We start from the raw sequence: 14,076 nt of genomic DNA, 5'->3' as shown, positions 1-14,076 counted from the left end.
ATAAACACTGAACAGTTTCCCGCAAATTTTGATCACAGAGTATAGGTCCCGAATCGATGGAAGAGCAGTACAACCCCTCCGCAGTCGAAGCTTCCGCCCAGGAATTCTGGGAGGCCGAGAAGAGCTTTGAAGTAAAGGAAGACGCCGGCAGGGAAAAGTTCTACTGCCTATCCATGTTCCCCTACCCCAGCGGCAAGCTACACATGGGGCATGTGCGCAATTACACCATTACCGATGTAATTACTCGCTATCAGCGCATGCAGGGCAGAAACGTGTTGCACCCGATGGGCTGGGATGCTTTCGGTCTGCCGGCAGAGAATGCGGCCATCCAGAACAAGACCGCTCCAGCCAAATGGACCTATGCCAATATCGAGTACATGAAAGGCCAGCTCAAGGCTCTGGGTTTTGGCTTTGACTGGTCCCGCGAACTGGCCACCTGCCAACCCTCCTACTATCGCTGGGAGCAGTGGTTCTTCACCCGCCTCTACGAAAAAGGCCTGGTCTACAAGAAAAACTCTGCAGTGAACTGGTGCCCCCACGACCAGACAGTACTGGCCAATGAGCAGGTAGAAGATGGCGCCTGCTGGCGCTGTGGCACTACCGTTGAGCGCCGCGAGCTGGCCCAGTGGTTTATCAAGATCACCGATTATGCCGAAGAGCTGCTCGAAGACCTGGACAAACTGCCCGAGTGGCCCGAGCAGGTGCGCACCATGCAGCGCAACTGGATCGGCAAGAGCCGGGGAGTAGAGCTGAGCTTTGCCCTGCCCAAGCCTATTGCGGGCATGGACCACTTCGATGTGTATACCACCCGTCCGGATACACTGATGGGCGTTACCTATGTTTCCCTCGCCGCCGAGCACCCCATCGCTCTGGAACTTGCCGAGTCCAACCCCGAACTCAAAACTTTTATCGCCGAGTGCAAAAAGCAGTCCCTATCCGAAGCCGATATGGCCACGATGGACAAGAAAGGCATGGATACTGGGCTCAAGGCGATTCACCCCATCAGTGGTGAAGAAGTCTCCGTATGGGTGGCTAACTATGTTCTGATGGATTACGGCTCAGGCGCGGTGATGGCAGTACCGGCACACGACCAGCGCGATTGGGAATTTGCGCAAAAATACCAGCTGCCCGTTATCCAGGTTATCGAGGCTGCCGACGGCGAGTCCATCAACTTGGAGAAAGAGGCCTATACGGAGAAAGGCAAACTGGTGAATTCCGGCAGTTTTGACGGCCTGGATTTTGATGGCGCCTTTACTGCGATCTCCGAAGCGCTGATTGCTGCAGGTAAGGGTCGGGTTAAGATCAACTATCGCCTGCGCGACTGGGGTGTCTCCCGCCAGCGCTACTGGGGTGCGCCCATCCCCATGTTCAACCTGGCCGACGGCGGAGAAATACCAGTACCCGCAGACAAGCTGCCGATCCTGTTGCCGGAAGATGTCGAGCTCGACGGCGTTCAATCACCTATTAAAGCCGACCCCGAATGGCGTAAAGACGAACTCAACGGCACTCCCGTAGAACGTGAAACCGATACCTTCGACACCTTTATGGAGTCCAGCTGGTACTACGCCCGTTATACCTGTCCCGATTTTGAAGAGGGCATGCTGGACCCGGACCGCGCCAACTACTGGCTGCCAGTGGACCAGTATGTCGGCGGTATTGAACATGCCATCTTGCACCTTCTCTACGCGCGCTTCTTCCACAAGCTGATGCGGGATGAGGGCCTGGTCAATAGCGATGAACCCTTCAAGAAGCTGCTGTGTCAGGGCATGGTGTTAGCCGAATCCTTCTACAAGGAAGAACACGGCCACAAGACCTGGATCAACCCCGCCGATGTGGACGTCGAGCGCGATGACAAGGGCAAGCCGACCAAAGCGATTGAGCGAGCCACCGGCGAAGAGATTATTGCCGGCGGCGTGGTAAAGATGTCCAAGTCCAAGAACAATGGCATAGACCCTCACGCTGCGGTTGAGGAGTACGGTGCCGATACCGTTCGCCTGTTCACCATGTTTGCCGCCCCTCCGGAGCAGACTCTGGAGTGGCACGATGCCGGTGTGGAAGGTGCCAGCCGCTTCCTGCGCAAACTCTGGAAGACCGTTCACGCCCATATTGCAGCGGGCTCCAGTGAAGCACAGATCGACCAGCAGTCCCTCAATGACAAGCAACAGCAGCTGCGCCGCAAAACCCACGAGACCATCCAAAAAGTGGGGGATGACTATGGCCGCCGCCAGACCTTTAATACCGCTATCGCAGCAGTAATGGAATTGCTCAATGAAGTCGGCAAGCTGGCAGATCGCAACAGTGATCAAGGACTGGCTGTAGAGAGAGAAGCCCTACAGACCGCCGTCTTGCTGTTGGCTCCGGTTACTCCTCATATCTGTCACCAACTGTGGCAGGTGCTAGGGAATACCAGTGCCCTAATCGATTCTCCTTGGCCAATGGCAGATGAAAAAGCACTGGTGCGCACCTCGATTACTTTGGTCGTCCAGGTCAATGGCAAGGTACGCGCAAAACTGGATGCGCCTGCTGATGCAGACAAAGAGAGCCTGGAAAAACTCGCCCTCGCCGATGAGAACGTTCAGAAATTTATCGGTGAAGCTACGGTGCGCAAAGTAATCGTCGTTCCTGGCAAGCTGGTTAATATTGTCGCCAAGTAGAGACCCGCAATATGATGCCGGGAGTTTCACTCCCGGCTCACTTAAGTCAGCTCGCTGTAGCCGACAAGACCAAGGCAAGTAGTTTATGAAAACAATCGCAATTCGAGCCTTTATTTTTCTTCTCGCTATCACTATTGCCGGTTGCGGCTGGCATCTAAGAGGCGCCCCTAAGAATTTTCCTCCCGGTAGTACACTCTATATATCCACAGTAGACCCTCGCAGTGATATCGCAGATCAATTAACTCGACTGCTCAATAATGCGGGGGTGCCTATGGCGGAATCACCTGCAGAAGCTGACTATACACTCATCATTCACCAGGAAACCGAGAGAAAACTAACCGTAGCTGTAGACTCTGAAGGGCGAGCATCTGAATACGAATTAATTACCAGTGCAATCTATAGCGTACGCACAGCTTCAGGCCAAGTCCTCCTAAATAAAGCACAGGCAGACGTTTACCGCACCTTGGAGTGGGATGTCGATGAAATTGTCAGTAAAAGTGAAGAGGAAAATACCTTACGCGCGGAGATGCAGCGGGAGCTTATTGGGCGCATTATCGACCGCTTACGGCGTATCGATGTGAATGCTTCATTAGAAGAAAAGAGCTACTAGGTTAGTTTTATTAATGCGCGTTAACCCCCATCAATTATCGCAAAATCTAAAAAAGGGCCTATCGCCAATTTTTATTATCACTGGTGATGAGCCCTTAATAGTACAAGAGTGCTGCGATTTAGTCCGCTCAACAGCGAAAAAGCACGGTTTTACCGAGAGAGAACTTATCCACGCAGAACATAATTTTGACTGGAGCACGCTGGTTGCTTCAGCCGGAAATATGTCTCTTTTCGCAGAAAAAAAACTCGTCGAGCTGCGTTTACCCGGAGGTAAACCGGGGGATAAGGGCAGTAAAGCCCTGCAAGAGTTTGCTTCATTGGCGAGTGAAGATCTTTTGCTTTTACTGGTATTACCGAAACTTGATAAATCGCAACTCAACAGCAAATGGGTCAAAGTCCTAGAACAATCAGGAGTACTGGTTCAGGTATGGCCTGTGACGATTCAGGAAATGCCCCGCTGGATCAACCAGCGCCTTGCATCTGCAGGCCTCTCAGCCGAACCAGAAGCAATACAAATCCTGGCAGAAAGAGTAGAGGGCAACTTACTTGCCGCAAGCCAGGAGATAGAAAAACTTAAGCTTTCCAGCCCCGGGCAAGAAATCACCCGGGAAATGATGGAGTATAGTGTTACCAGCTCCGCCCGTTACAGTGTTTTTGACCTAATTGACACAGCACTCTCTGGCAACTCAGCCAAAGCAGTCAAAACACTCGACGGATTGAGGGTCGAAGGTATTGAACCACCCATTGTACTTTGGGCAATAGCAAGAGAAATTCGCACTCTTCTCGACATCATGGAAAAACTGGATCAAGGCCAACCTCTAGCGAGATTGGTTCGGCTGCAAAAGCGACAGCCATTGGTCCAAGGAGCCCTACACAGACTTAATAGGAAGCAACTGGAAAGCTTATTAATTCGCGCTCGGGCTATAGATGTCTCTATCAAAGGTGGTAGTGGGCAGCAATCTCCATGGACAGGGCTATTAGAGCTGACTCTCAATTTTTGCGGGCAGAGAACCATTTAATCAATCTAATCTTAGAGAAGTCTCTGCAGCTATTTTATACACAAAAAAACCGCCCAATAGGGCGGTTTCTTCATGCCTGAGTCTTTTCAGAATCAGTTCTGAGTGATGGTGGCAACGTTGCTCGCACCAACCTGCTCAATGCTCGCCATATTGTATGCACTGCTCTGGCTAACAGTAGCAACATTCTCATAGCCTCCCTGTCCAACATGAGCGGAATGCTCATAACCAGTTTGAGCCACAGTAATCAGGTTATCGCCACCAAAGTCTTGGTGAACATCTGCCAGGTTCAAATCTCCCGCCTGATCAATATCTACAGTATTTGCAACACCAGCACTGTAACCATAGGCATAGTTGCTGTTGCCTGTCTGATCAATATTTGCCAGGTTTGCATCGCCATACTGACCGAAGTCAGCACTATTCATGTCACCGGTTTGAACAAGATTAGCAGTGTTATCAAAGCCGGATTGAGCCATATAACCCAAGTTATTGGTCTCATTCTGGGTGATATTGGCAACGTTGTTAGCACCTGATTGGTAACCAAAAGCAGCGTTAGCATCACCTTGCTGCAGGATAGTAGCGGTGTTGCTAATGCCGGATTGAGACAGGTCGAGCAGGTTAATATCACCGCTCTGCATCAGATTCGCAGTGTTCTCGGCACCTGACTGATAAACAGTACCTACGTTGAAGTCACCTACCTGACCACCTACAAAACCGTCAAATGAGGAGTACCAGGTGCTGTTCCAAACACCATTGTTGTCTCCTACCTGGGTACTAACGAAGTAGTTGCCATCACCTTCCTGTTGCAGAACACCCATGTTGTCATTGCCGTCTTGATACATATCGGCATAGTTAAAGTTAGAATTAGTATATTGATCCAAGTGGATCATATTCTCACTACCAAACTGAGCGGCATAGGCGCTATTGTAGGAACCGGTCCACTGGTGGATAGTTCCATTGTTGCCTTCCCCATCCTGGTAGGTCAAAGCTTCACTGCCCATTTGATCTGTTTGACTAGTGTATGCTGCGTTGCGATCGCCAAGCTGGGTCTGGTCAATGTAGTTATCATCAGCAGATGCTTGATATGCACTAGCTACGTTATCGTTACCCTCTTGCCACTGATAAGCAGCATTATTATTAGCGGCAGATACCTGGGTAACATCAGCATAGTTATTGTCACCGACCTGTACCTGATCACCGTAGTTATTGTCGGCTACAGCCTGGCCTGCGCTAGCAATCAAAGCAATAGCAGCAGCAAGTGTAATCTTTTTCATTTATCAATCTCCCTCGGAATAAAATTATAAATACAAGTAAAATAGTGCAATGCCTTAATCGTACTGCACCAGTTGCACCGCATGGTCGTCACCGAACTGCGCGACATAACCAAACAATCCATCACCATTTTGAATAATGTTTGCAGAATTTCCGTAACCAACCTGGCTAATTAAAGCCACATTATCTACGCCATTCTGTATCGCTGTAGCTTGGTTGTAGGCTCCTGACTGCGATATCGCAGCATAATTAGAATCGCCTGTTTGTTGCACCAACGCTGCATTGGAGCCACCCTCCTGGATCAGGACAGCCTGGTTGTAAAGACCAGACTGGGTAACTTCAGCAAGGTTGTAATCACCTACTTGTGAAACCTGGGCCAAGTTACCCGTAATTGAATCTTTTCTTAACAAAAGAAGATCCAGAGCACCCTGCCCAGCAGACAATTCATTGTGGTCATCTAAATCAGAAGCCCAGCACACCGAAAGCGGTAAAACCAGAAACAGAAATAAAATTGCCGTTACTCGTTTAGCTGTAGCAATCACCAACCACCTCTCCAATAAGAACGGTTAACAACTATAAGAAACAACATGGACACTATAGGTAAAAAAAAATATATCTTAAATCAGAAGAAAGATTACATTTAACCGGAAAGAGTAAGAAGAATGTAAAACTTTTGTATTAAGGTGGTGATTTAAATCAAAACACACAAAAAATAAAACAGTTCAATCCCACCAAATTACACACACAAACATGAAAACACATAGATATAATTTAATAAAATTCCATTTCACTAAATTACATATACCCCTAAATGAACATACCAATAAATTTAAATATCCGCTAAAGATTTATAATATTTTTACTGGTGTCGCAGAATATTCACTGAGGACAGACATAGGGTATTGGCTATTATCTTCCAATGCCCACAAATTAGCATTAACCCCCTGGGATATAAGATGAATTACCGCCGACTCTATCGCAGAAAGAACACATAATTGAGCTGGATCGTTAGTGGTCATCCCAGCCTCTATTTCAAGTAAGCGCTTATATTCCACAAAAGTGTAAACATCGCCTTGAACTTGCCTCGACAAGATTTTCTTGCTCGTTAAAACACTACTTAGAACTCGTCCACTTCGGACATCTACCGCACGCAGGTTTACAGTAACCTCATCTACACGATATTGTTCAGAAATACCGATACCGAAGTAACGTGCCCCCGCACCCCCTGTTTTGATGTTTGTATCGTAACCGACTATTCCACCCTCTAACATAATATTGGCTGACATAAGAGAAGGCAGATCGAATACAGGACTGGCAGGATTGTCCTGTTCTTTCAGTGCAGCTCTAATTATTTTCCTTTCGGTTAAGAGGTTTTGTAAACCCTCCCGCTCAAGAGTCACAAACCACCCAGATTCATTCAGAACCTGAACCAGCATAGCTGCAGCCCCTTGAGTCACTGCGGTCGAGAATGAGCTGGAGGGCGCTGGCCGATATTGTCCAGTTTGATCACTAAAACCGTACACTGCTGCAACTATTTTCCCTCTAGGGGCAGGCAAACTGACTAAGTCAGAATAAGTGCTCATTCTATCCGTTAAAGTTGCCTTTTGTTGTCCAGGGCCGAACAACGCCTCCTTAACAGAACTACACCCACTAATACTAAAAACAATAATTAGAATAAATATTCTCGATAACATCGCACCACCCCACAAAACCTAAGCTTGCAAATATAATTTTATTAGTTGCTTGGATTGAGACCTACAACTACAATTTCAGATATTTCACCCGTAACAGCGTCGGTGATGGTTATCGTCAATTCACCATCAATATCAACAATATTTACGATATAGTCATCAGTTACCAAAGTACCATCATTACCATTTCCCACATCTGTCAGCAGCTGTGAGAGCAGACGAGATTCTAGTGTGTCAGTAAATCTATCCAAGGAAGATGAATCAGAGTACGGCGAATCCTTAGCATCAGGATCTTTTTTACTGTTCTGTGCACTAGCATTATTCAGCAAATAATTACCATTAAGAGGATTACCTCCAAACGATGGATTCACAGGTGTGTACACCAGCTCTGTTGCAAACACCGAGCCAGAAAATAATAAAAAAGCCGTTGTAAATAAAAATCTCATTATATTTCATCCCCCGCCAAATCAACATTTTGAGACAAAAGATCCTGCAACCTCTGCTGCCTCACATTATTATTTATTTGCGAAGCAGCCTGCTCGACAATTGCACCAAACTTTCTCCGCCCAGGATAAATGACAGTCTTAAAGACTTGCTTGCTCTCAAAGGTTACCCAAACAACACTGCCCCACCTTGCCGAAGGCCTTTCATGCACGGTCAGGTTGTAGTCGAATCCTGTCAAATTAGTTGTTATATAAATTGATAGCGATCTAGCAAACTCATGACCTATACCGCTTACCGTATTATCAATTACCAATCCAGTAAGCAGGGATTCCTCAGAGCTTTGATCACTTGTTTCTTGAGCGTAACTTTTGTGAACGATACACGAAAGCGCAACTGTTAACACAGTTGCGCACAAAAATAGTGATTTCATAATATTACAAGTTTTGACTGGCCCAACTGCTTGCTTCTAACCGATTCTTACAGCCTATTTTTCTATAGATCTTATATAAATGACTTTTAACGGTGTGCTCACTAACACATAAGGTTTCGGCTATATTTGCATTGGTATTACAGTCACAGATCAACTGTAAAATTTGCCGTTCTCGCTGCGTGAGGTTTGAAGCCTTATCGCACCACTTTTTAGGCTTTCTGTGTTGCCTGAGAAAATTATGGAGAACATCTCTTGGAAACCAGTATTCTCCCGAGAATATCCTACCCAACCTCTCCATAATGACTTTTGCTTCGCACTCGGAGGGTATTAACCCCAGAACTTTTTCCCAATGCAGAACAAAATCAATATCGGCCTTCTGATCGACATTGATTAATACTAAGTTGGGAGGTGTGGGCAGGGAGTGTATCTCCCTCAAAAGATTCTCGAGATCTGAAGAGGATACATCGGCACAATCAAGAAGAAGGTATTCGGCCTTAATACCACTTAGGGATGAAAGTGTCGAGCGCTGAAGGATAGCGCAGGTAGTCTTAAACTCATCTTCAATTCGCCCTGCAAATATTGAGGATTGAAGATTGATGCATGCGGTTAAAAAGGCAACTGTAACCCCTGTTTTTTCTAACTTAGGGCTAACAACCTTTAGCGGTGCATAATCCTTATGCAAATTCATCTGGGTTCCCCCAATGTGCAGTCCTTTTATGTTTCAGCCTGTTACCAGCCTAACTATTTTTTATCAATTTTCCGCGCTCATCTTACGCTGTGAGCTAAATCTATTCGATCAACTCATTAACTGCAACCGGTAGTGATCTAGATATCAAAAATTCAATCTTAAGTGTGCCAACTTGGTTCTCTAATACCATTTTGTAATACAAAGGTATCATGGATCAGTAAACTAAAAAGAAAAATCAACATGCTTTGGTATAGATTTTCTATCGACAATAGAACTCTATAAATATCAATTTTTTTGTACTGGTCCACATTATTAATAAATTTATTTTGAATAATTTAAGGTAAAAAAAATTGCTACCAACAATAAGACGACAAACACAAGATGATTCGAGCCTCATCGGAGACAGACTGACAAAATGGTATTCGATAGCAATAAAATATAAATTTCACCTCATTACTTTTAAGCCATATTTGATCGAGTAAAATCACCTGAGAATTCATAGGATCAGGCCCTGCAAATAAAAACGGCAAAATCACGACTTAAAATTAAACAGCTTAAATAGTAATCAGGAAAAGCTTGTTTTATGCTCATATTCGGCTATGCCTGAATTATTCCCCCTAGGGGAATTGGCAAAACCGTACAAGTTAAATTACAGCATCAAATAGAAATCTACATCCTCCAGGGTGAAGTTATGAACAGTGAGATCCACACATCAGATTGCAAAACCAATTATCAGGTTGCCAACCAGCCCTGCCCGCTTTCTGGTCATAACCTCTATATTGCTGATCAGGCGTTAAAGGAAGCCGTACATATTAATGGGGCCCATTGGGCTGAAGATGACCTGGAGCGGTATGGGGAGGTGTGTGGTAGGCCAGAAATGATTGAGCGGGGCTATGCTGCCAATGAATTTAAACCTATCTTCGAAAGTCACGATCGTTCCGGCCACCGCATTGATTTGGTTCGATACCATCCCTCTTATCACCAGCTAATGCAGCTGGCACTTTCAGAAGGTTTACACAGCTCTCCCTGGACCGACCCACGGGCTGCTGCCCATGTGGCCAGAGCTGCAAAAAATTACTTGCACACTCAGCTTGAAGCCGGTCATGGGTGTCCTATCACTATGACCTTCGCCTCAGTACCCACTATCGAGCTAAACCCTGAAATCGCCACTGAATGGATACCCAAAATAACCAGCCGCACTTACGATGGAAGTAATCGCCCATATTTTGAGAAAAACTCATTGACGATCGGTATGGGCATGACCGAAAAACAAGGGGGCTCAGATGTCAGGGCAAATACCACCGCTGCAATTCCCCTCGTCGATGGAACCTATGAATTATTAGGGCACAAATGGTTTATGTCCGCCCCTATGTGCGATGCCTTTTTAATTCTTGCCCAGGCGCCCGGCGGCTTATCCTGCTTCTTGGTTCCAAGATGGAGGCCGGATGGATCGAAGAACCAGCTGGAGATTCAACGCCTGAAGACAAAGTGTGGCAATGTTTCCAATGCTTCTTCAGAAGTTGAAATACGCGGCGCATTGGGCTGGCTAATCGGTGCAGAAGGGCGTGGGGTCAGCGCCATCATCAAGATGGTAGCGATTACACGGTTTGATTGCATGATGGGCTCATCTGCAGGGCAGCGGCAAGCTGTTATCCAGGCAATATACAATGCTAGTGAGCGTAAAGCATTTGGCAAAAAGCTGATTGATCAACCACTGATGCAAAATGTGCTTGCCGACCTGCAATTGGAGGTGGAAGGCTCAATTGCCTTTACCATGCGCATAGCCAGAGCAATGGATCAAGAGGGCAACGAACACGAAAAGATGCTACTCAGACTCGGGGCCGCGGTGGGAAAATACTGGATATGCAAACGCAGTCCTCATCACGCCTATGAGGCTATGGAGTGCCTGGGAGGTAATGGAGCTATTGAAAATTTTATTACGGCACGGCTGTACCGAGATGCTCCGATAAATGCAATCTGGGAGGGCTCAGGGAATATTCAAGCGATGGACGTGTTACGTGCCATCACTAAAACCCCTGCAGTAATTAGCCACTGGTTTGATGAATTAAACATTAGTCGAGGCATAAACACACAATTTGATACGGCAGTCGACAAGTTAAGAAACGACCTTTCCGACCTAAATCAATTTGAATACCGTGCACGTCATATTATTGATCAAATGGCCCTGACCATGCAGGCGCACCTTCTGCTACAGGGGAGTAGCCCTTGTGTAACTGATGCCTTTATCAAATCAAGAATAGGGATTAACGGCACACACAATACTGGAAGCCTACCCACCGGGATTGACATCGCCACTATTCTGGAGCGGGGAAACCCTCTTATAACTTAAGATACGATAACAGCTACTATCGCGCCTATTTCACGCTGATCGCTACCAGGGTATAAGACTTCCATCCCATGATAGTAATTTTCCGGTATCTGACGATGCCAGTTGACTCAAGACATCTACAATACGATTCGCACTTAATTCAGGGGTGTAGAGTTTATCTGGGGGCAAATTAGACTGGAAAGGCTTGGATAGTGAAGTATCTGTCGTACCTGGATGAATCGCCACCACACAACTTTCCTCCAGTTTCCGCGCCCACTCAATAGACAGGTTCTTAACCAGCATATTTAATGCGGCCTTACTACACCGGTAGCTGTACCAGCCACCGAGCTGGTTATCCGTGATACTTCCCACCTTTGCCGAAAGCGACGCCCACAACAAAGGGCGTCTGCGCTTCAAGAATCCATCCAGTGCGCGCGCTAAATGTAAATGGGAAAGTACGTTGACCTGAATCGACTGCAATAACCAGTGATCATCACATTGCGATAGAGACTTCTCCGGTCCATGGAACTCATCATGTAAAATGCCACAGCAGTTGATTATCCAACCTGGAGGCTCAGAGTGTTCGGCCAAAAAATTTTCAACAATATCGATGGACTCGGCTTGCTCTAAACAAACGGATAAATGGTGTCGCTCACCGACATGGCCAGGAATCATATCAACTGTGATTCGACTCAAGGTCAATAATGTAACTTGAGGATAGCGCCGAATAATTTCGGCGCCAATGGCCTGCGCTATGCCACCGGAAGCACCGGCTATCAACACAGATTGTGGACTTTTGAGCATACCGGCCTCCATGCCGGATTATGGAGTTTTACTATTTTCCTTTCTTTTTCTCTCCAGAAGACTGCACTTTCTCAGCTTTGCCCTTGGAGGCTTCCTTAACGACCCTTAGCATCGGCTCATCAGAGCGGAAAATAAGACCGTGAATTTCTGTCGTATTCTGCCCCTGAAGTAGCTGCTGTAAAAACTGTACTATTTGGGCTGAAATTTCCTGTCCCGGCACAAGGACCGGAATACCTGGCGGATAAGGAACAATTTCATCTGCACTGGTCCGGCCAACCAGGTTCTCAATAGCTTCTGTGCCGTTGTCCATCAGCGGCAATTCTTCTGCTTCCGAAAAATAAGCATCTGCCGGTAAACATGTAAAACGGGTAAATTCTGGCAAACGCCTCGGCGACCCGATATGAATACGCTTGTGAGTATTTCCTGCCAATTGCTTAAGAGCATGAATCAAGCGAAGTAATTTGCTCTCTGTACTACCGAGGGTTACAAGCACAGTAATGGTATTGTAGGTGGTCTTTTCCACCTGGATGCCATACTGATCAAACAATTTAATCTGCATTTCATTGCCAGAGTAACCACTCTTGGAAATATCAATAGTCACCTTGGTGGGATCAAGGCGAATGTTATCACTGGCAAGTGGGTCAGCAATCAAGTCATCACGTGTTAGCGCGCGGAACACACCTGTCTCATTAACGGCATTACGTAAAATTTCCACCATCTTTAGACATTGCTTCAAACGACCATACCCCTCCATCGCCATTTGTTTCCGCGCCACATCTAGGCTCGCAATCATTGCGTACTGAGGACTGGTAGAGGCGTGCATATTCAGGTTTTCGCGAAAACGGAATTCATCAAAGTCCGGGTCTTGCACGTGGATCATACTGGCCTGGGAAAAGGCCGACAGCATTTTGTGGGTGCTTTGGGTCACATAATCTGCCCCACACTCCAGTGCTGTAGGCCGCAACTCGGGATGGAAGAAACCATGGGCAAACCAGGCTTCATCCACCAGCACTTTCACTCCACGCTCATGGGCGTAGTCGATAATTGGCTTAAGGTCGTAACGTAATCCATCATAGGTGCAGGAGGTAATTACCAATAGGCGCGCATCACTGTGCTCATCCAGGGCAGCTTCAATATCCGAACGCTTTACCGGCCCGTAAATTCCAAATTCTGGATGCAGTACAGACTTCAGGTAAACCGGCTCACAGCGATTCATCACAATCGCATGGTGAACTGATTTGTGACACGCTTGGTCAACGATAATTTTTCCGCCACCACCAAGAATTTGCTGAATAACCACTTTATTCGCGGTAGAGGTGCCGTTGGTCAGGAAAAAGGTATGGCGAGCTCCAAAAGCCTGAGCCGCTAGATCCTGCGCCTCCTGAATAACCGAGTGGGGCTCGAGTAAACTATCTAAAACTTGAACAGATACAGACAAGTCTGTATTGAAGATATGTTCACCCATAAAGCGATAAAAATCCCCCACCCAGGGACTATTGCGCAGACTGTCACCACCAGAATGGCCGGGTGTATGCCACGCATCCCGAGCTGAGAATACGTATTCTTTCAGAGTGTCGGCAAAAGGAGTCGAAGCTCTTCGAGCAATAAACGCCTGCACCAAGCGGAACATATGGTTGAAATTGCCCTCACGGCGGTCGAACAACTCATCGAAGCGGCGACGCAAATTTGACAGGGATTTTGAACCGGATTTGCCCGGCTTGGAAGTTGTTCCAGCAAAACCACTGTGGGCTACGAGGAAGATGTTAAGCTGGGAACGCAAAGCGTGAACTCGGTCAGCGAGTTCATCTGCAGCATCCAGCCTCTGCCCATCACTGCCACCATCGACAATGACCGCTTGCAGGGAATCCTCTTCTTTTGCCAACCTCTCAGCATCTGCGGGCATTACGGCTTCAAAATGAAGACCAAAAGGATTGTCGTGTACTGCTGCCGTATTATTGAGAGCGGTAATCCACTCATTGGCCAATTTGCTATCAGAACTGACCAGAGCGACCCGACACTCTAATTCAAGGCTATTTTCGTTTAGGTTGCCCAACTCAGGCATCTTCAATTCCAAACCCATAATTCTTATCCATCAGCATAGCTTGTAGGTGAGTACAACTTGCTGTATCAATTATTCAA

General features: G+C 46.9%; 12 protein-coding genes. 4 read left to right on the top strand and 8 right to left on the bottom strand.

The window, feature by feature from the left end:
* The first annotated feature begins 56 nt into the window (after positions 1-56).
* The 3 genes from leuS (at position 57) to holA (ending at position 4,282) form a co-directional block, all read left to right on the top strand.
* A complete protein-coding gene (gene leuS, locus ACJJIS_RS03815; RefSeq protein WP_444934024.1) occupies positions 57-2,654 on the top strand; it encodes a leucine--tRNA ligase in 2,598 nt (865 codons plus the stop codon).
* 85 nt (positions 2,655-2,739) lie between these two features.
* The gene (locus tag ACJJIS_RS03810; protein WP_444896284.1) at positions 2,740-3,264 is read left to right on the top strand and encodes an LPS-assembly lipoprotein LptE; all 525 of its coding nucleotides are present in this window, start codon (positions 2,740-2,742) and stop codon (positions 3,262-3,264) included.
* Between the two features lie 13 nt (positions 3,265-3,277).
* The gene (gene holA, locus ACJJIS_RS03805) at positions 3,278-4,282 is read left to right on the top strand and encodes a DNA polymerase III subunit delta (RefSeq protein ID WP_475709514.1); all 1,005 of its coding nucleotides are present in this window, start codon (positions 3,278-3,280) and stop codon (positions 4,280-4,282) included.
* Positions 4,283-4,374: 92 nt separating this feature from the next.
* Here holA and ACJJIS_RS03800 read toward each other — a convergent pair whose 3' ends face one another.
* The 6 genes from ACJJIS_RS03800 to ACJJIS_RS03775 form a co-directional block, all read right to left on the bottom strand.
* A complete protein-coding gene (locus ACJJIS_RS03800; protein ID WP_475709513.1) occupies positions 4,375-5,553 on the bottom strand; it encodes a hypothetical protein in 1,179 nt (392 codons plus the stop codon).
* A gap of 54 nt (positions 5,554-5,607) precedes the next feature.
* Complete coding sequence (locus ACJJIS_RS03795) at positions 5,608-6,093, bottom strand: hypothetical protein (RefSeq protein WP_413665886.1); 486 nt, start codon at positions 6,091-6,093, stop codon at positions 5,608-5,610.
* A 306-nt stretch (positions 6,094-6,399) separates the two neighbouring features.
* On the bottom strand, positions 6,400-7,245 hold the full coding sequence (locus ACJJIS_RS03790; protein WP_413663117.1) for a CsgG/HfaB family protein: 846 nt from the start codon (positions 7,243-7,245) through the stop codon (positions 6,400-6,402).
* Between the two features lie 41 nt (positions 7,246-7,286).
* Complete coding sequence (locus ACJJIS_RS03785) at positions 7,287-7,688, bottom strand: curli assembly protein CsgF (protein WP_444907428.1); 402 nt, start codon at positions 7,686-7,688, stop codon at positions 7,287-7,289.
* Positions 7,688-8,116, bottom strand: coding sequence for a CsgE family curli-type amyloid fiber assembly protein (locus ACJJIS_RS03780; protein WP_444907427.1), 429 nt, complete (start codon positions 8,114-8,116; stop codon positions 7,688-7,690). The genes ACJJIS_RS03785 and ACJJIS_RS03780 overlap by 1 nt, the downstream gene beginning before the upstream one ends.
* 4 nt (positions 8,117-8,120) lie before the next feature.
* Entirely contained in the window at positions 8,121-8,804 is a 684-nt protein-coding gene (locus tag ACJJIS_RS03775) for a helix-turn-helix transcriptional regulator (RefSeq protein ID WP_444907426.1), read from the bottom strand.
* A 691-nt stretch (positions 8,805-9,495) separates the two neighbouring features.
* Between ACJJIS_RS03775 and ACJJIS_RS03770 the strand changes: the two genes are divergently transcribed.
* A complete protein-coding gene (locus ACJJIS_RS03770; protein WP_475709512.1) occupies positions 9,496-11,154 on the top strand; it encodes an acyl-CoA dehydrogenase family protein in 1,659 nt (552 codons plus the stop codon).
* 42 nt (positions 11,155-11,196) lie between these two features.
* Here ACJJIS_RS03770 and ACJJIS_RS03765 read toward each other — a convergent pair whose 3' ends face one another.
* Together ACJJIS_RS03765 and ACJJIS_RS03760 are read right to left on the bottom strand one after the other, a co-directional pair.
* Entirely contained in the window at positions 11,197-11,937 is a 741-nt protein-coding gene (locus ACJJIS_RS03765; protein ID WP_444907424.1) for an SDR family NAD(P)-dependent oxidoreductase, read from the bottom strand.
* Positions 11,938-11,968: 31 nt separating this feature from the next.
* Positions 11,969-14,017: an aminotransferase class I/II-fold pyridoxal phosphate-dependent enzyme gene (locus tag ACJJIS_RS03760; protein ID WP_475709511.1), complete on the bottom strand. Its 2,049-nt coding sequence runs from the start codon at positions 14,015-14,017 to the stop codon at positions 11,969-11,971.
* Positions 14,018-14,076: the final 59 nt, after the last annotated feature.

This window comes from Microbulbifer maximicatervae (SeqCode) (genome assembly GCF_056231245.1).
The sequence above is the reverse complement of the archived record's forward strand: the minus strand, read 5'-3'. Positions and strand labels throughout refer to the sequence as shown.